The organism is Sporosarcina sp. Marseille-Q4063 (assembly GCF_018309085.1).
In the GTDB taxonomy this organism is placed as follows: domain Bacteria; phylum Bacillota; class Bacilli; order Bacillales_A; family Planococcaceae; genus Sporosarcina.
Map to the genome: position 1 here is coordinate 1146177 of NZ_CP070502.1, position 21318 is coordinate 1167494.

General features: G+C 39.2%; 19 protein-coding genes. 2 read left to right on the top strand and 17 right to left on the bottom strand.

The annotated features are described in order from the left end of the window. Positions 1-61: 61 nt before the first annotated feature. Genes JSQ81_RS05855 through JSQ81_RS05865 form a run of 3 tightly spaced genes read right to left on the bottom strand, consistent with a single transcriptional unit; the run spans position 62 to position 2763 of the window. Positions 62-919 (bottom strand): hypothetical protein, encoded by an 858-nt coding sequence (locus JSQ81_RS05855; protein ID WP_212606774.1) that lies wholly within the window; start codon positions 917-919, stop codon positions 62-64. Further along, the gene (locus JSQ81_RS05860; protein WP_212606775.1) at positions 900-1808 is read right to left on the bottom strand and encodes a WD40/YVTN/BNR-like repeat-containing protein; all 909 of its coding nucleotides are present in this window, start codon (positions 1806-1808) and stop codon (positions 900-902) included. The genes JSQ81_RS05855 and JSQ81_RS05860 overlap by 20 nt, the downstream gene beginning before the upstream one ends. Positions 1809-1863: 55 nt before the next feature. Then, positions 1864-2763 (bottom strand): M23 family metallopeptidase, encoded by a 900-nt coding sequence (locus JSQ81_RS05865; RefSeq protein WP_249336651.1) that lies wholly within the window; start codon positions 2761-2763, stop codon positions 1864-1866. Between the two features lie 260 nt (positions 2764-3023). On the opposite strand from JSQ81_RS05865, the gene JSQ81_RS05870 reads away from it, so the two are divergent. Further along, positions 3024-4274, top strand: a complete 1251-nt coding sequence (locus JSQ81_RS05870; protein WP_212606776.1) for an amidohydrolase family protein — start codon at positions 3024-3026, stop codon at positions 4272-4274. 137 nt (positions 4275-4411) lie between these two features. Further along, entirely contained in the window at positions 4412-4771 is a 360-nt protein-coding gene (locus JSQ81_RS05875) for a hypothetical protein (protein WP_212606777.1), read from the top strand. Positions 4772-4910: 139 nt separating this feature from the next. On the opposite strand, the gene JSQ81_RS05880 is transcribed toward JSQ81_RS05875, so the two are convergent. The 14 genes from JSQ81_RS05880 to dcuS all read right to left on the bottom strand — a co-directional run bounded on the left by JSQ81_RS05880 (position 4911) and on the right by dcuS (position 21283). Then, entirely contained in the window at positions 4911-6887 is a 1977-nt protein-coding gene (locus tag JSQ81_RS05880; RefSeq protein WP_249336709.1) for a TRAP transporter permease, read from the bottom strand. 37 nt (positions 6888-6924) lie between these two features. Next, a complete protein-coding gene (locus JSQ81_RS05885; protein WP_212606779.1) occupies positions 6925-7461 on the bottom strand; it encodes a DUF1850 domain-containing protein in 537 nt (178 codons plus the stop codon). Between the two features lie 73 nt (positions 7462-7534). Next, positions 7535-8515, bottom strand: coding sequence for a TAXI family TRAP transporter solute-binding subunit (locus tag JSQ81_RS05890; protein ID WP_212606780.1), 981 nt, complete (start codon positions 8513-8515; stop codon positions 7535-7537). 278 nt (positions 8516-8793) lie between these two features. Then, complete coding sequence (locus JSQ81_RS05895; protein WP_212606781.1) at positions 8794-9255, bottom strand: hypothetical protein; 462 nt, start codon at positions 9253-9255, stop codon at positions 8794-8796. Positions 9256-9397: 142 nt separating this feature from the next. Beyond that, complete coding sequence (locus JSQ81_RS05900) at positions 9398-9799, bottom strand: hypothetical protein (protein ID WP_212606782.1); 402 nt, start codon at positions 9797-9799, stop codon at positions 9398-9400. Between the two features lie 30 nt (positions 9800-9829). Then, positions 9830-10348 carry a hypothetical protein gene (locus JSQ81_RS05905; RefSeq protein WP_212606783.1) on the bottom strand — a complete coding sequence of 173 codons (519 nt, stop codon included), beginning with the start codon at positions 10346-10348 and terminating at the stop codon, positions 9830-9832. A gap of 232 nt (positions 10349-10580) precedes the next feature. Then, positions 10581-11938 (bottom strand): IS3 family transposase gene (locus JSQ81_RS05910; RefSeq protein ID WP_212605371.1). Its coding sequence is split into 2 segments (ribosomal slippage): positions 10581-11470 and positions 11470-11938, totalling 1359 coding nucleotides; the frame shifts between segments, so codons are not numbered across the junction. Between the two features lie 226 nt (positions 11939-12164). After that, complete coding sequence (locus JSQ81_RS05915) at positions 12165-13247, bottom strand: DUF4179 domain-containing protein (RefSeq protein WP_212606784.1); 1083 nt, start codon at positions 13245-13247, stop codon at positions 12165-12167. Further along, entirely contained in the window at positions 13231-13782 is a 552-nt protein-coding gene (locus JSQ81_RS05920) for a sigma-70 family RNA polymerase sigma factor (RefSeq protein ID WP_212606785.1), read from the bottom strand. The genes JSQ81_RS05915 and JSQ81_RS05920 overlap by 17 nt, the downstream gene beginning before the upstream one ends. Positions 13783-13944: 162 nt before the next feature. After that, entirely contained in the window at positions 13945-15558 is a 1614-nt protein-coding gene (locus JSQ81_RS05925; RefSeq protein ID WP_212606786.1) for a M20/M25/M40 family metallo-hydrolase, read from the bottom strand. Positions 15559-15731: 173 nt separating this feature from the next. Further along, positions 15732-16628 (bottom strand): Rpn family recombination-promoting nuclease/putative transposase, encoded by an 897-nt coding sequence (locus tag JSQ81_RS05930; protein WP_212606787.1) that lies wholly within the window; start codon positions 16626-16628, stop codon positions 15732-15734. A gap of 529 nt (positions 16629-17157) precedes the next feature. Continuing rightward, positions 17158-18819, bottom strand: coding sequence for an SLC13 family permease (locus JSQ81_RS05935; RefSeq protein WP_212607565.1), 1662 nt, complete (start codon positions 18817-18819; stop codon positions 17158-17160). A 156-nt stretch (positions 18820-18975) separates the two neighbouring features. Next, positions 18976-19692 (bottom strand): response regulator, encoded by a 717-nt coding sequence (locus JSQ81_RS05940; RefSeq protein ID WP_212606788.1) that lies wholly within the window; start codon positions 19690-19692, stop codon positions 18976-18978. Next, positions 19685-21283 carry a DcuS/MalK family sensor histidine kinase gene (gene dcuS, locus JSQ81_RS05945; RefSeq protein ID WP_212606789.1) on the bottom strand — a complete coding sequence of 533 codons (1599 nt, stop codon included), beginning with the start codon at positions 21281-21283 and terminating at the stop codon, positions 19685-19687. Before dcuS ends, JSQ81_RS05940 begins: the two co-directional genes overlap by 8 nt. Between the last annotated feature and the right edge of the window lie 35 nt (positions 21284-21318).

Below are 21318 nucleotides of genomic sequence, written 5' to 3' on the forward strand. Positions count from 1 at the left end.
CCTTGGAGATTATTCGAACTAGAATCTTATCTTTATTATACAACATAGGAAGCAACTAATTCTAATTGGATGTAATGTATTTCAAATCATATGACTCTTTATTTCCGACAGTCGCCTTATATAAACTTATACTTCCTGTTGGCGGCACTGATGCGTTTGAATACAATTCGAAATCCTCATTCAATGCAATCGTCCAAATCGCTTGATCATCTCGTTCCAAAACAATGGCAAGCGTTCCAAACTGATGAACATTATCCCATTCAAAAAATTCGTCATGGTTATTTTCCATCACATGGATTCCATCAGGTTTGCTGACTACTTTAATATTCCCGTTCTGCCAAACACCTTGCATTTCCATGCCGACATAATAGTAGGATCCGCCAGGTTTACGGTCTCCGTATGTCCCTACAAAGGTCTGTACTTTGTTATCGTTTGTCTGATAGGTAAAGACTGCTACATCATTTGCTAACCATTCCACATGATATTCACCAGTGATTGGATATGGCAATGTAGCTTTTGGACGGGCTAAGATTCCATAATATGACCGATAATAAATATCCTCGCCTAGTTGCGTTTTTTTAACAGAAAAAACATTGTTAGCATCCGGCGATATGCTGATGATGTTTTTAATTTCTTTATTGCTTTGGACGAGAAGAAAAAGACTTATAATGATAAATACCCCAGCGTAGCCTGTTGCGATTGCTTTAAATCTTCTTGTGAAATTAAATAGAATGATTGCACCGTATAAACAGACGACAATGGAAATGTTGATCAAATAAAATAAACGATTATCTATATACTCCATTTGGAATTTATGTTGAAGAAGTAAATAGCCTATTTGTAAAACGAATAGACCAATAGCTACTAAAAATAATAACCATCCCAGTATGGAGAGTAATTTATTCGCGTTCTGCTTCATCAGGCTCCACCTCCAACAGGAATTTCCATGTTACTCCATTATCTTCTGAAATGAACTTACCCTTTACTTTTCCACCCGCATAATCTCCATTGGGGCCTTGATTGACAAGGACTGATAAATAATCTTTCTCCTTTATCGGTTCTTCTGCTTGAACGAAAATACGGTCGTAATTTCCCGGTATGTCAAATTGGGCTTGAGTCCAAGTGTCTCCTCCGTTTTGCGTCATATAAACATCAGGTTCTTCGGGATTAATCGTTCCGTAAGATAGAAATCCAGTCTGTTCATCTACAAAACTTCCAAAGGCGATTAATCTAGTTGATGGTAATTCAGCAGTCTTTTCCCAAGTCTCTCCGCCGTCATGGGTTAGAAAAACGGTGGAATACTCCTGCGACATCGTCCGGTCACCAGACAAAATTGCATAACCAAACGACTCATTCAAGAAATCCACTTTTTTGAAACGCATCGGCGGGAAAGAATCTGTAATGATACTTTCCTGCCAAGTGTTGCCTTGGTCGTGCGAATACTTCAATAAAACACTTGTTGCCTCTGCATATAAAAATGCAGCCATATCCTCGGTCAGTACATAACTGTCTTCGATCAGTTCTGTTTGATTCCCTCGATACTCCCCTTGAAACAGTGATTCAGTATCGATCGGGACCTTCATCCAATCATTACCTTCGTTATAAGTAATGTTCAGTTCATTTTTTTGCAATGTATAACTGATTGTTTCATTTGTTGTTGGTTTCAAAGATTCGGGTTGTTGCTCCAACGGATTTGTCGGCTGAATTGGTTGTGGAAGTGAAATGGGATCTTGTTTTTCATAGATGTAAGTGCTAATAATTAAAACAATAAACATTAACGTTGATAGCATTACCGTAATGCTTCTCATAATAAGACTCCTTTTTTGCGACTGACTTGCTGCGGGTATCCCCGCACTATCGGTTTTAACGTACGATACTATTTCTCACAAGAAATTTCCCATCAAACGTAATCGGCACCCCTACGCCATCCAGTTCCGCATGGATATGCAAATGAGGTTCCAACGTATTGCCTGAATTCCCGACCTTGCCAAGTAATTGACCCGTTGTTACTTCTTCCCCATCAGTTACAGAAACAGTATCATTTTGCATATGTGATAAATAAATAATGGCGTCGTGACCAATACATGATAAAGCGACAAAATTCCCCAGTGTATTTTCCGAATCCATTTCAGGTGGCGTCATATCAGGTAAGTCATTTCTTGTTTCAAGAACAATCCCATCACATGGGCTATACAATTTTTGTTCATAGATTTCATACTTTTCAAGGTCTTTTGGGTATAGACCTGTTGCTCGTGTTCCGAGTTTATTTAACCCAAGAATATCTAATGCATATTTTTGCGGTGGATGTGCTTGATGATAATTCATTTGCACATGATTTCCCCCGTGCGCTACATAATAAGTCCCGTCCTTAAGAGGAAGCGCTAAGTCGATTGCTTGTTCTTTGACTGAATAGCTTGTAAAAATTAATCCGTTATATGCACCAAACACTATTATCAGCAGGGTATTTATGGCGATTGACACTTTTTGACTTCCTTTATAGTTGATTCGCCAAGGTAGGTCTCGTACTTTTTTCCAAGAAGTAGCGATTACAATGACAAGTAAGACAATCCACAGGTAGCGCCAATACGAACCAATCCAACTCCAATTTGCTGATTGAAAGATATAGGCGATTAATGCTGTGCTTGCCAATACATCTAGCATCCATTCCAATTTACTTTTAAAAGCGGCCCGCCATATAACAAAAAGTAGCCCTGCCGGTAAAACAATTAAAAGCCCCAATGAAATTACCATTAGAAAAATCATTAGACATCCCCCTTATTTTTAACGCCTATTTTGATTACGAAGTGTCTATGTAAATAGTTTCATATTTCATGCAATAGGTCCCTTTATACCTTTTTAAAGCTAAAAATATCAACGAAGGATAACTTCTTGTTGAAAACCAACACGCCTCTTTTGCGACGCATAACTTAATGAGCGTAAGAATTCTGCCTTCGTTTAACAACTGTTATAATAGTGATTTAATCATGATATATTTGAGAATGGGTAAAGGAGTCATGTATTGTATGAAGAAATTTATTAATGCGAACATCTATGGGGAGCCAGAGTCCCGTGAAATTTTAGTGGAAAACGGTCAGTTTAAAGCGATAGGTAATGATTTAAACAACGCAGATGAAGTGATCGATTTAGAAGGTCGTTTAGTATTACCCCCTTATGTTGACCCTCATTTACACTTAGATTATATCTTTTCAGGTCTAGGCGAAGGTAATGCGAATGTATCAGGTACGTTATTTGAAGGAATTCAGCGTTGGAGTGATAATAAAAAATCCTTGACTGAAGAAATGGTTCGCGAGCGTGCGATTAAAGGAATTCAAAAAGAATTGAGCAAAGGTGTTCAATTTATCCGCACACATGTTGATATTACGGATCCTAACTTAACCGGGATGAAAGCATTAATAAAACTGCGCGAAGAATTAAAAGATATCGTGACACTACAACTTGTTGCATTTCCTCAAGAAGGGTTCTTCCGGTATAAAGGTGCAGAAGCTTTAATGGAAGAAGCACTTAAAATGGGTGCAGACGTGGCAGGAGGTATTCCTCACTTTGAAATTTCATATGAACATGGTGTTGAATCCTTGAAACGTATTGTGAACATGGCGATAAAATATAACGTGATGATTGATATTCACTGTGATGAAAACGACGATCCAAATAGTCGATTTTTAGAAGTGTTAAATGCGCTTGTTATGGAAGAAAACTATGGACCATATACAACTGCAAGTCATACTACTAGCTTTGGTTCTGTAGAAAATAGTTATGCCAATAAGATGTTAGGTCTATTTAAAGAATCAAAAATTAACTTTATTTCTTGTCCAACTGAAAACGCACATTTGCAAGGACGTGGCGATAGTTATCCGAAACGTCGTGGCTTAACACGCGTGAAAGAGTTGTTGGAAAATGGAAATACTGTTGCCTTTGCACAAGATTCTATTGCGGATTACTGGTATCCACTCGGCAACGGAAATATGATGAACATTTTAGACAATGGTATCCATTTAGCGCACTATACACACATCGATGAAATCAATAAAGCGTTGGACCTGATTACATACCACGGTGCAAACCTGATGAGAGTTAACGATGAGTATGGCATTGAAGCGGGAAAACCAGCTAACTTTATCGTTTTATATGCACAAGATCCTTACGAAGCCATTCGTGAGCGTGCTGAAGTACTGATGTCAGTTAGACATGGTAATTATTTATTTAAACGTGAACCACGGAAAAATGAAGTAGAAATTGATTTCTTAAAACAATAATAAGGTTCCATCATCATCCTTAAAGCGATTATTCTCCTCGACACATTCTGAGGGCTTACTAGGAAAAATCACTCGTAATGTTATACTTGTTTTACAGTTTTGATTAATTTTCAATTAAATCAAAGCGAGGGAGTAAAATGACGAATTATTATTATTTAGCATCAGACCAGAAATTAGGATTAGGTAATGCTTCGCTTGATTTTGTAGAGACAGAACCGTGGATGATTCCAGGGTTCGATTATCCAGTTCAGAGAGAGATTTTTAATGGTGTAGAAAAAGAGTGGGAGCTACGTGAATTACTACAATATATTCGTAATTACACCGCACCTCATAAAGTTTGTTCAGTGCAAGTAGCTCATTTAATAAATTCGAATCTAGTTGAACTAAGCGTACAGAAAAAGTCTAGCTTACAATTACATGAGATCGTTGACCCTAAGCAACTTATGCTGCAAGAAGGACATATGTTGACTATTAATAAAGTTCCAATCTCTCAGTAATTCCTTGTGTACCCAAATACAAATATAGGCCAATCAAACATTGATTTGATTGGCCTTTTAATTTTCTATATACAGTTGTAGTTTATTGTCTGAATAGTGTCTTGCCAGGTACCCAAAATTTAGGGGTTTTTACATTCTATTAAGCTACAGCAACATTCTCGCTGTCGTCATCTTTCTTTCGTGTCATCAACTGCAATGCAACCATAGCAACAAACAGAACCAGTCCGATAATGTCGGTAATGGTTTCTGGGTAAATGAGAAGCATTCCCGTCGCTATAGCGAACAAGCGCTCAAACCAGTTACATTTTCGATACCAAAAACCAATCATGCCTGCACCAATCGCAATCATCCCTATAATGGCGGTGAAAACGACCCATAAAATCTCTGGGATAGAAGCACCCATCATGAGCATCGCTGGGTTAAATACGAACATGTACGGAATGATAAATGCCGCAATAGCGAGCTTAGCAGAGGTGACACCTGTTTTAATCGGATCTCCACCAGAAATACCAGCTGCCGCAAATGCTGCAAGTGCAACAGGTGGTGTAATATCTGCAATAATACCAAAATAGAAAACAAATAGATGCGCTGATACAGCCACAACGATTGGAACTGTCGCGTCAGGAGTATCAAGCATAAGAAGCGTGATAATCGCAGGAGCGGCAATTGTTGACGTTATGACATAGTTCGCTGTTGTCGGTGAACCCATGCCTAAAACGATTGCAGCTAACATTGTAAAGAACAGCGTAAGGAGTATGTTCCCACCCGCCGCAGAAATTAACCCAGTCGCAAGGCTCAAGCCTAAACCAGTCTTCACAACAACCCCTACAATAATACCGGCACATGCTGTTGCTGCCGCGACGCCAAGCGCTGTACGTGCACCATCAACTAGCGCTTCAATCATGTCATTGAATCCAAGACGCGTTGACTTATCGAATGAGCTGACGATAATCGTTAAGACGATTCCCAGCAGTGCCGCTTTCATCGTAGGAATACCAATAAATAAGAAGACGATAATCCCGATAATCGGTAACAGTAAATAGACCTTCTTTAGTGTCTTTTTACGATCAGGAATCTGATCTTCAGTCATTCCTTTTAGACCTACACGCTTCGCTTCAAAGTGTGTCATAATCCAAACTCCTGTGAAATAAAGGAGCGCTGGAATCGCAGCAGCTTTAGCAATTTGCCAGTACGTAATACCGCCTATGAATTCAACCATAAGGAATGCTGCCGCTCCCATAATCGGAGGCATAATTTGTCCGCCTGTCGAGGCTGCTGCCTCAACACCGCCTGCAAAATCTTTTTTATAACCGAGCTTTTTCATCATCGGGATGGTATATGAACCTGATCCAACAACGTTTGCAACCGAACTGCCCGAAATAGTACCTTGTAATGCACTTGAGAAGATGGCAACTTTTGCCGGCCCCCCAACTAAACGTCCTGCTAAAACAACTGCAAGATCATTGAAATATGCACCAACACCGGTTTTCACAAGGAATGATCCGAATAACAAGAATACAAAGATGAACGTTGCAGATACACTAATTGGTGTACCTAAAATTCCATCTGTTGTGAAAAACATCAACTGAACGACACTTTTCAAATCTTGTCCACGGTGTGCAAGAAATCCTGGGAAATGCTGTCCGTAAAATGCATAAACCAAAAATGTAGCTGAGATAATTGTAATAGGCAATCCGACTGCACGTCTTGCCGCTTCCATGGTCAGGAGAATAGCTAAGACGCCAACAATCATATCAAGCGGCGATACGCGACCGACCCGCAAGACTAAATCGCCAATTAGAAGAGGCCAATAAAGCCCTACTCCAATTGAAAGGAGCGATAAAATGATATCGTAAAAAGGGACTTTATTTCGTTGACCTTTAATTTTTTTCCTTGCAGGAAACAGGAGAAAAATCAGGGACAATGCAAATCCTAAGTGAATGGATCGTTGGATATACGCGGTATAAGGAGTCCCAATTGCTGTATACAATTGAAATATAGAAAATGCAAGTAGTCCGAAGAACACAATTTTCTTGAATATACCACTTACATTACGTGTATTCGATTCAGGGTCATATTTCTGCAAAATTTCCAACTGCTCTTCTTCTGACAACATTTTAAACTCTTCTGTTTCCAAATCAAGCTCTATTTCTTCATTCAGCTTTGTTTTCTTTTTCATTCAAATTGACTCCTTTCAGCATTTGATATAGAGATAGTTTCATAACACGGAATGAATACGATTTCCCTCTTACCAATTGTTTTTTCAAGTTTAATTCAGTGCCTAAATAACCAAAAGCTAATTCTGCATCGACATCGCCTATTAACATGACGAATGAATCGATAACATTATCATCGTATGTAAGCGTATATACGCCGTCCTGGACAGTAAAGGTTTCTCCTTCTTCTGCGTAGCCCGGTAAACCAATTGCAAGATTCTCATATTGCATCGATAAAAGACTTATTTCTTCATCAACAGTCACTTCATAAGATTCAATCACATCTGTTAAATGAATAGAATGAACGTACCTGATTTGAAATTTGTTATCTTCTTTTAAAGGGACATAGTAGACCTCAGGATTTTCCACCCGATGCTCAGTGAACGTAAATGCTAGTTTAATCGGTATAATAAAAATGAAAAGAACTAGTAAAGTAACAAAAAGAATAAGCAGACCTAATTTCTTTTTGTTCATCCACCTCTTCCTTTCTATTTAAAGAACAGGACGGCTGAAGCTAAACGCTTCGCCGCCCCGCTTAATTCACATTTTATTTTTTGTTAACTTCGTCAAAGTATTTCTGTGCGCCTGGGTGAACCGGAATTCCAATTCCATCAAGGCCTTTTTCGGCTTTGATTAATTTCCCTTTTGCGTGTTGCAGTTTAGACGCATTGTCATAAATTGCTTTTGTAATATCATAGCCTAGGTCTTCGGGAACATCATTTTGGATAACAAGCATCGCACCAACGGAAACTGCTGATGTTTCGTTCGCCATTCCATATGTGCCTGCAGGGATCACTTCTTTAGCATAGTATGGATACTTTTCGATCAATTCATCTGCTTTTGCATCTTCAACTGGTACAACAAATACAGATGCAACTGCGTTCAAGCCTTCAACCGCTCCTGTAGGCGTTCCCGCTGTGATGAATGCAGCGTCAATTTGACCTGCTTGCAAACTTTCTTGTGATTCACCAAAGTCAAGACTTTGTGGTTTGATATCATCCATTGTTAGTCCATGGATTTCTAGAAGTTGTTCAGCGTTCGCGTATGTACCAGAACCTGGTGCGCCAACGGATACTTTCTTCCCTTTCAAATCTGCATACGTTTTAATACCGTTCTTTTCAAGTGTTATCAATTGAACAGTTTCAGGATACAATGAACCAATAGCCGAAACGTTGTCAATTACTTCGCCGGCAAACATAAGCTCACCTTTTGAAGCATAGTAAGCGATATCTGTTTGAACGAATGCGATATCAGCTTCACCATCTTGAAGCGCAGTCATATTTGCAGCCGATGCTTGTGAAACCTCTGCAGTTGTCTTAACACCTGTTGCTTCTGTGATGTAGTCAGCAAACGATCCCCCAAGTGGATAGTATGTACCTTGAGTTCCCCCCGTTAAAATACTAAGAAACTTATAATCTTCCTCTGTTTTCCCAGTATCTTTTCCTGCACTGTCTGAATTGCATGCCGACAATACTAGTAATGCAATCATTGCGATAAATGCAAACAAACGTAATTGTTTTTTCTTCATTTGAAATTTCTCCCCCATATAATTTAATAATTAACCATATTGCTAAAATACATCTTACCATGAAATCTCTCTTTTTTGTCAATCTATTTAATAAATTATACGACACTTGGAAGCGTTTACACAAATTCGGATATCTCTACTATATGATAAATAAAAAAAGAACAGCCGTATTCAGCCATTCTTCTCTGCAACCGTCTGAAAATGTGTTGCGATGACTAGATGACTTTGTTAGGCTATTGGCATTATTTGCATACGCATCCCTTAGCTGAAATATATATTTATTGCTTTACTACTATTTTTTTAGCCTTAGCTCTTTCAGGAAAAGTTTCAATTATATACCCATCGGTCCAAACTTCCACCTCATCACCTTTATTAAATTCATTTTCATTCTCATAAATCAAATCAATTAATCCGAGATTTTCTCTTTCTCCTCCTACATACTCGTTATGCAATTTCGTAACTGATTCGTTTTTGATTTTCTCGTATTCATTAGGAGAAAGGTTTCTTGCAAGTTTAAATCCATGTTCACCTATATCCAGCACAATACCTTCCATATCAGCCTTACCCTCACCATATCTTGCGATTAATTCAATTTCATTAGTATTATCATTATTAGGTTTACTCTCACTATACTCCCCAATTGATTCAATTCCATCAGTATCATAATTGCTAGTAGAACTACACGCGGATAATAACCCAATAAATATGACTACGAAAAAAATAGTACATTTTCTGTTCAAGATGACTCCACCTCTCTGCGACATTCTGGTCCGTTTGTGTCACATATCTACATGTTCCTCAATAGCGCATAATTCGTTATGCAAATATGCTTTAATCGGTTTATCGTATAATTTCATCTAGCTTACCGTCCTTTGCAGATCATTAACCTTCTACCAGTGCAAGGTACTTCAAGATTTTGCCTTCTGATTCTACTAGTAAAATAGGACCTTCTTTTTCTATAATTGAAAAAATCTTTGCGCCAACAGGCAACTTATTCGACATTTCGTTTTCAAAGTTTGTATCTGTATCACTTCTTGTTTTAATTTCCCCTACTTGCTCGTCTTGAGTTAAAATTAGTTCGTCAACCCAATCAATTCCAGTCTGATAAATCACGCTATCAAATTGAAATATATCAGCCTCAGGATCCAATGTTAAAATCTCTTTTGCATCAGGATTTTCAGTTTCATGAACTACTATTTTACCTGTATTCGATGAATTAGAACATCCACCAGCAAATAATAAAACGGAAATAGTCAAACTGAAAAATAATCTTGGTACTTTCACGTTATCCCTCCTCATAATTTTTCCCGGAATCTATTCAACATTTAAAGAAAAGACATAAACCGCGGTACCTTGTTTCCAGTGGGCTAACACTTCATAAATGATTTTCCCTTTACCAGAAAGAACAACTTTATCCGAGGCGCTTATAACATGGTTGTCGTCATCCCATATCCTCACACTATAACCATCTGGTTGTATCTCGAAGTTCAGTTCAACTTTCGTATCTACTGTTACTTGTAACGGTTTATTATTTTTAACCAATTCTGAGGGCGCTAACGAATCTGACTCTACTGCAGTTTCTGTCCCGTCTTCGTTTTCAAAACGCCAACTGTAAGTGCCAAGTGTTGGCCAAACAGTCTCTTCCCCGACATAAATGGTTAAAGTCGGTGGTTCGAGGATTATTTCACCTGAAGAATCTTCCAAAATCTCACCACTTTCCACAAATGGACGATCATTACCAGGCTTTTCATTCGTAACATTGTTGCCGGAACAACCCATCATTGATAAAAGTAATATAAGCATTAAAGTGAATAATGAAAATTTTAAATTCATCTAATCCCTCCTAATGGCTTAGACGCTAAATGCATAAGAAAGTTACAGTACATCTCACCGATTGATGAAGGATATTTCAAGATTCATTTGATACCTTTTTACTCTGCAAATAAAGTTTAGTCGATTTATAACCGAAGAATAAATATAAAATTTTCGTAAGCGCTATAAATGACCAAGCGAGCCCCCGCATGAATGCAAATGCACTGGACCCTTAAAATTGGACACTATTTTTCTAAGCAGCGAGTTCGTATTTTTTCCGATAGCCCATTGGGCTTTTCCGCTCTAATCTGGACTTGATTCTTAAATGATTATAATAATAGATATACTGTTCTAGTTCCTCTTTAAAGTGTTCAAGATCATCGAACTCCTGCAGGAACAGGAATTCATATTTAAGGATTCCGAAAAAGTTCTCGATGACGGCATTGTCGTAACAGTTTCCTTTTCGCGACATGCTCTGTGTGATGTTGTATTCCTTTAGTATCTGACAATATTGTGGCATTCGATAATGCCAGCCTTGATCTGAGTGGATCAAGAGCTCATCGTCTTCTTTTACGTATTCAAGTGACTGCTTTAACATTGTTTCCACTAAATCAAACGTAGGCCTCGATTGAAGCGTATAGGTAATGATTTCGCCGTTGAACAGGTCTAAAATAGGAGAGAGATATAATTTCTGTCCAAATAATTTAAATTCTGTAACGTCTGTAACCCATTTTTCGTTGGGTTTTTCCGCTTTGAAATTGCGGTTCAAGATATTTGGGGCTGCTTTCCCGAATGCACCTTTATAGGATTTGTACTTCTTCATTCGGACAATACATTGAAGCCCCAGGTCTCGCATAATCCGAAGAACTTTCTTCTTGTTTATCGTGTGTCCTTTTTCGTTCAGGACGTCGGTGATGCGTCGATACCCAAGGCGCCCTTTGTGTCGGTGGTAGATGAAGTTGATTCTTCTCTTCCACTTCCGGTCGGGGTCTGGCTGCTTGAAACTATTTACGATGTTGTAGTAGGTGCTTCTTGCAATACCGGCTATCTTTACCATCTTGTTCACTGGGAATTCATGCCTTAGTAGAAATATTACTTTCGTTTTAATCTTTTTGGTGATCTTTCTTCCTGAACTAAGGCTTCCAGCTTTTTTAGATAGGCATTCTCCATACGAAGATATTCGAGTTCTTTTTCCATGGCTTCTCTTGATTGGTCGACAAGATCTTTGGAAGTGCTTTTCTTTTGATTGCGAGATTTCATTGTAGAAGGCCCCTTTTCTTTTATTTCAAGGGCACCTTCACCAGCTGTCTCCCACCTTTTCTTCCACCTACGAACCATACTAGGATCCGGGATATGGAAAATAGCCGATGCCTCTCGAATAGAGTAATCCGTTTCATTGATAAATTGAATTACCCTTAGTTTAAAGGCTCCTGGATAGTTTGTATAGGGAAAATCGAATGCATTATCACCATGATGTCGAAACAGTAGCACCCAGTAACGAATTACAGAGTTGTCGACTCCGACCTTTTCTGCCAGGTCTCGGTAACTAATATTTTCATGTTCATAACGCTTGGCTACTAGAAGTTTAAATTCTTTTGTATACTTGGACATTCTTTTTGGGCCTCCTAATATTAGATGGCGTGTCCAATATTAGGGGGGCAGCGCAAAATGGGGTTTCAAACTATATATAATGCAACTGTATACGTCAATAAAAAAAGACCATTTCATTTTCTGAAAATGAAATGGATCTTATGTTCACCTGCTTAATATTTTATAAATCTGAGCCGCTAACAAATCATGAAAGTGTAAACATTTACGATTGTTACTAGCAGAAAAACTATTTTTCAATTTCAATGACGATGTCCTCTAACTGGAACTTCTCCTCTGCAGCATTGCTGCCTTCATTTCGGTAGATAGAACCGTTTGCAGCTGTGCCATCCGCTTCCAACAGCTGTACGACTGGCGTGACGATTAGCTTTGTTGCTTCAGGATTCAACTTTTCAAATGTATTGGTATGGTGTAGTTGTGTGAACGAATCGCTGTATCCACCATTATGTTTGTTCGTATACACATTGCCCAAATCGTCTTTTACAATAATATCGACTCTTACAAAATCCCACTTTTGCATTAAATCATTTGATAGTTCCTCATCGTAATGGAGTAGAAATGACATCGGGGTATAGACGACTTTCTTGACTATCACATCAACACCATTACTATCAGCACTTAAATCGACTATCTGCTCTATGTTATCTGTGGCACTCAGTTCAAAATTGAACGCCCAATTTCCCTTTATTTCTTCGGTACCTACTGCTGAATCTGGTACAATGCTTTCAATCGTAAATTCAAATTTACCGTTATCCACTTGATCCTCAGTTAATAGGTCAGCAATCGTCATGCCAACATACTTGTTTTCACCGCTTTTCAAAAGTTCATGTCGAGTTGAATAAATCATTGAAGGTGAATCAAGAATAGTGGGTATGCCAGTCAATTCAGGAGACTCCCCGAGATCCACTTCACTCTCAATTGTATACGTCATGTATAAAGCTTTTCCGTCGAATATGACTTCATTCATCGTTACGTTGATACCTTTATCCTCTTTTGCAATCGCAAGGGATTCGGAATTTTCCTCGTAACTTCCATAAAGTCCATCACCATTAAATAATTGAAACAAGTTGCCTAGTAGAGGAATTTCCTGGGCAAATGAGGTGTAAGATAATCCGAATAAAGAGGCTGCAGATATTCCGATGGAAATAGATGCCGCCACAGCCATCTTCCTCCACTTGACAGGCTTTGGCTTTCTGATTTTTCCTTTCAAGTCCATCTTCACTTTTTCTCTTTCCGCTTCACTGACTTCCACTTCTTCAAATTGACTGACACCCATATCGATATCGTTTAAGTGTTCATATACGTCCTTCATACAAAACCCTCCCATTATGACGAAGCTTCTTTTTACCACGGTAAATCCGATTATCGATAGCGGATTTGCTTAAACTCAGCTGTTCCGCAGTTTCCTCGGATGAAAAGCCTAAAAGGTATTTCATGATGAAAATCTTTCGATCGATTGGATCTAATTGATTGAGCAGGTCATTGACGGTGTCTCCCACATCTACTTCCATCGATTCCGAAATGGAGCGGTTTTCCAAAAACTCGGAAGCGAATTCATGATTTTTTACTTCTTTTCTGTAATAATCGATCGCCTTGTATTTTGCTACGGCACAAATCCAGTTCTTAAAACCATTTTCATCCCCACCGCGAAACTTTTTTGCGTTCTGCCAAACTGATAGAAAAACATCATTCACGCACTCCCCGACTAATTCTTCTCGTTGAATGGGTCGTAGAACTTGTTGAACAACACTTTTAATGAGTGGTAAATACCGGTCAACAATATAGTCTAAGGCATCTTCCTTTCCCGATTGGAGACGTTTGATAAAATTTGATTCATTTGACTTCATAGTTTTCGCCTCTTTTTCTTTGTAAAAGCTTCTACACCCTATATAACGAAAAGAAAATAGCTTTATTCGCAACTATCATAAAGTATTTATAATTCTATATGTAAAGGGGGAAACCATATTCTCATGGCTTCCCCCTTATCAAACCGCATGTGCCCTATGCTCTTACTTAATTTCAACCTTTTTCACAAACATACTCTCCACAATCACCTTCAAAGCAAACGGCGTCTGCACAAACGCGCTTTTCTTATGCAACCGCTCCGTCAATTTATGCGCATCCTTGCCAAATGGACCGATATTCAATACCGGTGCCTGCAATTGCTGCATTTCTTCGAATGGGATACTATAAACATCCCCCCACAACGGTGTATTGTTTTTATAAGCTTTCCATCCTGTATCATTTTCATCGTAATTGACGTAACTCAAATCTGAAATTCCATTGAAGTAATGAACTTGTTTTGCATCCACATCAAAGTCTTCTTTCAATATTTGTTGTGTAAGCTCGATTTTTTCTTTAACCAATTCATTTTCTGATGAATTGATCGCCGGATAATATGGCGGTGCATAAAACAGTATCGTTGCTGGTGCTAGCTCCTGGCAGTTTATCATGAGTTGGTCGCTAATTTGGATTGACATATCGCGTTCGTCTAGTGTTTCATCTGACATCACGACACTTTTTATTTCCACGACTTTTGCAATGCCTAGTTTTTCCTCTGCATACTCCAGTAAGTCGCAGTATTCCATTACTTTAATTTTCCCGATTGGATTGACGCCTTCGCGTTTGCAAATCGCTTCGTAATCGTTTTCGCATTCATTCATTGCTGCGAGTGCTGTTTTTTTAAATGTATTCATAATGTCTGTTGCGTTTTGTCGCATTAAAAAAACATTATATAACGCGGCGCTATGATGAGATGTTTGTGTTGAGTAGTTTTCTTTCAAATCATCAACTTTCAAACAAATCGGTAATGGTGTTTTTTCATTGTAAACTTCTTCGACGAAATCTGCGTTGAATTCCATCGCCTTCGTTAAATACGATGCCATATAATGCCCCGTGATGCCGTTTAACGGTTCGCCTGCATGCGTTTCTCTTCCGTAAAACAAAGCGGACGGCATGATTTTCCCGATGCTTCCAGAATAAATATAGTAATTTTCGTCTTTCGGTTTTTGGGAGAATGATGGTTCACTGTTTAAAAACAATGCATATTCTAACCCGTACTCGTCTTGAATATCAATTAACCCGCTGACAGCCGCTCTCATCCCAGATGAATTCACTTCTTCATCTGGCACGGTTAGTAAAATGAGGTTGATTGGCCATTTTTCAATGGTCGCCTTTTCGAGTAAATGCATGTGCAAAGCAATTCCCATTTTCATGTCCATCGTTCCGCGTCCAAATATATAATCATCCGATTTCAAGTCGACTTGAACCTCATCAGACAATTCATCGATTCGGTTTTTAAATGCCTCGGTTAATGCTCTTGGTTGAAATGCGAGCGCTTCCAAATTCCCGAATTCTTCAGTATGTACGGTGTCAAAATGACTCATGAGCACAATCGTTTTGGCTGTCACGCCGCTATTATAAAAAGCAGTTACCGCGTTTCGTCCTTTTCCTGAATCATGGGATTGGAGATTCCAACGATTTTTCTCGAAATAATTAAGTTCTAGTAATTTATCTTTAATTTTACCGGAAAATTCGATTTCCCCTGCTGTGCCAGTCCGGCTATCCCAGCTGACGAGTTCGCATAGCAATCCTTCTAGTTGTTCGGGTGTATGCCATTTCATGGGACGTCCCCTACCTTTCTGTCTAGCCTTCCATATACTGCTATTATCTTCTTTAACTTTCAAACTATCAAACAAAAAAGGTTATTTGACTTAGGGATTATTTGGCATAAAAAAGACCTGTGCAGATGAGTGCAAAGGGCTGTTGGTTGGAATTTTAATTATTTTTTGGGCTATTAAATATTCATTTTAACAATGCTTAGAATTTCTTCCTCTGTGAATCCCGTCAATTTGACGATTGTTTTTATTGGAAATTCTTCTTTGTACATTTCTATAACTATTTCTGTCTTTCCTTCCTTAATGCCTTCTTGCTTACCTTCTCTCTTACCACTTTTCCATCCATCGGCTTCAGCATCTAGTTCCCTTTGAATTTGATCATTCAAATGAATTTCACGAGCAATGGCTGCTTTACGCGTTTCCATGTCACCACTTAAACGTTGAATTTCGCTATAGGCTTCTTTCATAGTTGAACTTTCCATCGCTAATGCCTCCTTTGTTTCTTGGTCGCCTTTCATAAAAAGTAACCATTTTTCAAGTTTGGTCGCATCCTGAAGAATTAAGTTCTTCACCTTTGATAATTCAAGCACATGGATTTCCATGTGAGATGAAAATAATGCACCATTTTCCGGGTCAATTAATTGAAACATACTTTGATAATGCGGTTTTCTTAGCATATTAAAATTGGTGATAACGATTTGAATCGCCTTATTAAGTTCTACGTACGACTTACCTTCTTTACCTTGAACTCCATACATTTTTGCCCAATAGATGAGCATTCTTTCAGTGAAAGCCCTATGTCCTTTCAACTGCATCTCAACATTGATTTGTTCTCCAATATCCGTTAATATACGTAAATCCATTTCCGATTTTTTGTCATTGGCATGGGAAGGTTCGACATATGGGCTCGTCAACTTTACAGAAATAATTTGTTCTCCCAAAATGGCTCTTATGAAATCGAGTAGCAATTTATTGTTCCGTTTATCGCCGAAAAAAGCTTTAAAAACAAAGTCATTTCGCAAATCCAGTAAGTCCAAACCATATTTACTTTCATTTTCTCGGAGTAGTAAAACCACGGCCTCATCTCAATTCTTTACATCTATTTTAAAACAAATGTTCTTGTAAGTCAATCCGGAAGTCTGAATACTCTTTAACTTCATCAGTCATGAGTATTGATTTATAGAGTGAATACGAGAATAACGGCATGCGCAACGAGAGCAACGAGAATAACGGCACACGATACGAGAGCAACGCAACTCAATACGAGCATAAAAACACCGCAAAACCCGGTCCGAGAATAAACCTAAGAGCAACGAGAATAACGGCATGCGCAACGAGAGCAATGGAGCTCGATACGAGAATAAAAACACCACGAAACCCGTTGCGAGAACAAACCTATGAGCAACGAGAATAACAGCACGCGATACGAGAGCAACGTAGCTCGATACGAGAATAAAAACACCACGAAACCCGTTGCGAGAACAAACCTATGAGCAACGAGAATAACGGCACGCGATACGAGAGCAACGTAGCTCGATACGAGAATGTTAATTCAAAATACAAAATGCCTGACACCCACATCATGTAGGTATCAGGCATTATATTTTATTTGCCGAAGAATTCAGCAGGTACATTATGCAAATCGACGCCCCATGCAATTGGCATCAGGAAGTAGATGACCAATACGATTAAAAATAGGGCAAACGCGTTGATGAAGAAGCCGACGCGAACCATTTCGACGATTCTTATTTTTCCGGTTCCGAAAATAATCGCGTTTGGCGGTGTTCCAACTGGCAACATGAACGCGCAGTTAGCCGCCATTGCCGCTGGTACCATCAATGCGAACGGGTGAATTTGCAGTGCTAGCGCTAATGATGCTAGTACTGGTAGAATCATTGTCGCTGTTGCCGTATTCGATGTAATCTCAGTCAATCCTAGAACGAGTAATGTCGAAAGCGTGATGATGATAATGATATTGAAACCTTCTAGAACAGTTAGTTGCGTTCCGATCCATTCGGAAAGACCCGTTTGACGGAAGCCCGCAGCGATTGCAAGACCGCCACCGAATAAGAGTAGAATGCCCCACGGAATTTCCTTGGAATCTTTCCATTCAAGAACACGGCTGCCGTATTTTTTCGAAGTCGGAATCGCGAATAAAAGACCTGTTGCCAAAACAGCAATCATCCCATCTTTTAATTCAGGTATGATTCCCAACCAAAGAAATTCTCTTGTGATCCACATGAAAGCTGCAAAAACAAATACAGCTGCGACTACTTTTTCTTCAAAAATCATCTTGCCAAGTTCTTTACGTTCATTTTGAATAACTTCTTTTCCACCAGGAAGTCCTTTAATGCTCATTTTAAAAGCAAATCTTCCTAAGTAAAGCCAAGTTGTAATCGTAAGAATCACGACAATCGGTACTGCGATTAGCATCCAGCCTGCAAATGAAATCTCCACATCGAAAAGCTCTTTCACCTGGGCAGCAAGAATGATATTCGGTGGTGTACCGATGAGCGTACCGAGTCCACCGATTGTTCCCGCATAACCAATTCCAAAAATTAATGCTTTCTCGAATTTCGGTAATTCCTTTTCCTCAGGTCGCCCCTTTAAAGCGGATGCGACTTGCGCAGTGATTGCTAACCCCATTGGGATCATCATCATAACAGCAGCGGTATTGGAAACCCACATCGATAGAAACGCTGTTGCTACCATGAATCCGAGTAGGATTCGTTGCGTGCTCGTCCCGATGAATGCGATGATTGCTAATGCCATTCTCTTATGAAGATTCCATTTTTCCATCGCAAGCGCAATGAAGAATCCACCTAAGAATAAGTAAATAATATCGTTACCGTATGCTGCCGTAACCGTGCCACTATCCAATGCACCGGTTACTGGTAATAGGAATATTGGTAATAAGGATGTTACCGGAATCGGAATCGCCTCGGTGATCCACCAAGTCGCGATCCATAAAGTTACGGCAAGAACCGCCTTTGCTTCAGGGGACAATCCTTCTGGCGAAAAGAAAAGCATCGTCAAAAGAAATAATAGTGGTCCGAGTATCAATCCCACAATTTGTGCGGTTGAATAGGATTTTCTATTGTATTCATTGTCCGGGTCTTGTGATGGTCCGCCGGTATTTGCCACTTGTTTCGATTGTTCATTTTTCTGTTTTGCTTTTTCTATATCTTTTTTATACGAAAAAAAGTTCAGTAGATTTTTGGTCTGGTCATGTGAACGCCATAGTCCTTGCCAGACATTTGATACCATTGCTTTCAAAATTATTCCCTCCTGTGTAAACGCTTACTATTTGAAAGTTAACTATAAAGGCAACTTTATGTTTAAAATAGCTTACGTAACTAAGCAAACACTTTTGTAACTAAAAAAAGAAAACCACAGTTGAACAAATTGTGACTTTCTATATGGTTATTCGCGGCTTATTGTTTGAAGAATATCGATTTTTTCAGGTTTTAAGAGGAATCGATTTAATGGTCGACCCGTTTCTTGATACACGATATCGACAGTTAACATGTCTATTTCGACTAAATGATTTAAGTATTTTCGAACGGAGACGCGTGAAATTCCCGTTTCCTCTGCCAAATCAGCAGCTGAAAATGCATCCCTTTGACGATTAATAATTTGCCTAACAATCGTTGAAAACGTTCGAACCGTAAGTCCCTTTGGTAGTTCAAAGTCAGCGGATTGTGGTTTTTCCGACTTCAGAAGAAATGAATCGATTTCTTCTTGGCTAACATGTTCAGTATCTCTCAACACTTGATGCTTCTGTGCATATTGAAGAAGCGCTTCTTGAAATCGTTCAAAGCTGAAAGGCTTAATGAGATAATCGACCGCCCCGTAACGTAGCGCGGTTTGAACGGATTGTTTATCATTTGCTGCTGTAATGATAATGACATCCACGGGGTCATCCGCTTTTCGAAAATCACTTAGTAGTTCAAGTCCAGTCTTTTTCCCCATATGCACATCGAGTAAGATGAGATCGACTTTAGTTGATTGGTAAAATGTCCATCCTTCTTCGGCATTTTCAGCGATTCCAGCGAGGGTAAATCCCGAAATGCTTTCCAGATAAATCGCATTGAATTTCGCGACCATTGGATCGTCTTCAATTATTAATACGTTAATCATTCGTTTCCCCCTCGTATGGAATCATCACATGAAACTGGGTACCCGCTCTATTTTCCGAAGAAATTTGTAACTTGCCGCCTAGTTCAGTGAGCGCTTTATTGACCAAATAAAGGCCGTACCCGCGATTTTCACCTTTTGTCGATAAGCCTATCTGCGAAGTCTTCTCAAAATCCGCCGCACTAATACCCGGACCGTTATCTCCAATATCAAAATAGAAATGCTTGTCCTTATAATTTATGGTGATTTCAATTTGAGCGTTTTTCTGATCCCTGACCGCTTCGACCGCATTATCGAATAAATTCCCTAGAATTGTAATGATTTTATCCATATGCTCAATTTTCTTCAACCAGGGGAGTGGCTTCTCCCCTGTTAGTTCGACATGAATACCGGTTTCACGGGCTTTGCTTAACTTGTTTACCAAATATCCGGAAATGACGGGATCCTTAATGAGACGAGAAACGGCACCCACTTCTTTTTGATAAACATCTGAAAGGTAGGCTGTATACTCTTTTAGTTCGTCATATGATTTTGTGTGCACCATCGCTGTGATGACGTGCAGCTTATTCATAAATTCATGTGTTTGCGTCCTTAGGGTTTCGGCAAAAGCCTTAGCTCCTGAAAGTTGTTCCACTAAGGAAGTCAATTCGGTTTTATCTCGAAATGTCGCTAGTGCGCCGACGATTTTTCCGCTTAAAATGACCGGGACCCGGTTGACGACGATATCGATTCCATTCAATTTTTGTTCTTGGTTGAATGACGGTTCGCCTGTATCTACTACTTGTTTTAAAAGCGAACCGGGTAAATATGCTTCTACTTGTTTTCCTATTGGGTTTTCCATTACACCTGCTTGGTAAAATAGTTGACTTGCGGCTTGATTGGCAACAACTATTTCCCCTTTATCATCGATGGCTATAATTCCTTCTTTGACAGATTCCAGCATGGCATCTCGTTCACTTAGAAGTTTAGCTATTTCCTCAGGTTCAAGACCATATAGGGTTCGCTTTACTTGCCTCGCCAAAATAAAAGCTCCAACTACGCCTATGAGTAACCCGATGCCGATTCCTATGTAACTTGTGCGCAGGGTTTGGAAGATCGCGGCTTGTATATTTTTCGATAAAATACCGACTGAGACGACGCCTACTAATTCATTTTCAGCGTAGATAGGCACGAAAGCCCGCAATGATTCACCAAGCGTTCCTTGGGCTAAGGATGTGTAGCTTTCCCCCTCGTACGCACGGTCCTCGTCGCCGCCTACGAAGTATTCCCCGATCCGTTCTTCCACTGGATGCGACTGGCGAATATGATTTTTATTTAGTACGACGATATACTGCACACTTGTATTTTTCTGAACTTCGCTCGTGAATGACTGTATGGCTTCTACGGGTCCGTTTCCGGTTAACCCGTCTTTGATCAACTTCGTGTGACTGATTGTGGTCGCTATGTCCATTACTTTATTTTCTTGAAAAGCCCTCGAATTTTCAACGGCTTTGCTGCCAATTAAATAAGCTGTTACTAATAATGAAACGAGGACTACTGTACAGACTAAAATTGTTAACTTTGTTTGGAGTCGAATTTTATTTTTATTGATCATTTCACATTTGGCCTCTATTCAACAATGACTATAAA

Bases quoted from the DNA above. Each gene is read 5' to 3' on its own strand.
- JSQ81_RS05905 (WP_212606783.1), bottom strand. From the start codon at position 10,348: ATGAATTTAAAATTTTCATTATTCACTTTAATGCTTATATTACTTTTA.
- JSQ81_RS05870 (WP_212606776.1), top strand. From the start codon at position 3,024: ATGAAGAAATTTATTAATGCGAACATCTATGGGGAGCCAGAGTCCCGT.
- JSQ81_RS05890 (WP_212606780.1), bottom strand. From the start codon at position 8,515: ATGAAGAAAAAACAATTACGTTTGTTTGCATTTATCGCAATGATTGCA.
- JSQ81_RS05865 (WP_249336651.1), bottom strand. From the start codon at position 2,763: ATGATTTTTCTAATGGTAATTTCATTGGGGCTTTTAATTGTTTTACCG.
- JSQ81_RS05860 (WP_212606775.1), bottom strand. From the start codon at position 1,808: ATGAGAAGCATTACGGTAATGCTATCAACGTTAATGTTTATTGTTTTA.
- JSQ81_RS05940 (WP_212606788.1), bottom strand. From the start codon at position 19,692: ATGATTAACGTATTAATAATTGAAGACGATCCAATGGTCGCGAAATTC.
- JSQ81_RS05915 (WP_212606784.1), bottom strand. From the start codon at position 13,247: ATGAAGGACGTATATGAACACTTAAACGATATCGATATGGGTGTCAGT.
- JSQ81_RS05875 (WP_212606777.1), top strand. From the start codon at position 4,412: ATGACGAATTATTATTATTTAGCATCAGACCAGAAATTAGGATTAGGT.
- JSQ81_RS05880 (WP_249336709.1), bottom strand. From the start codon at position 6,887: ATGTTGTCAGAAGAAGAGCAGTTGGAAATTTTGCAGAAATATGACCCT.
- JSQ81_RS05925 (WP_212606786.1), bottom strand. From the start codon at position 15,558: ATGAAATGGCATACACCCGAACAACTAGAAGGATTGCTATGCGAACTC.
- JSQ81_RS05855 (WP_212606774.1), bottom strand. From the start codon at position 919: ATGAAGCAGAACGCGAATAAATTACTCTCCATACTGGGATGGTTATTA.
- JSQ81_RS05935 (WP_212607565.1), bottom strand. From the start codon at position 18,819: ATGGTATCAAATGTCTGGCAAGGACTATGGCGTTCACATGACCAGACC.
- JSQ81_RS05920 (WP_212606785.1), bottom strand. From the start codon at position 13,782: ATGAAGTCAAATGAATCAAATTTTATCAAACGTCTCCAATCGGGAAAG.
- dcuS (WP_212606789.1), bottom strand. From the start codon at position 21,283: ATGATCAATAAAAATAAAATTCGACTCCAAACAAAGTTAACAATTTTA.
- JSQ81_RS05885 (WP_212606779.1), bottom strand. From the start codon at position 7,461: ATGAACAAAAAGAAATTAGGTCTGCTTATTCTTTTTGTTACTTTACTA.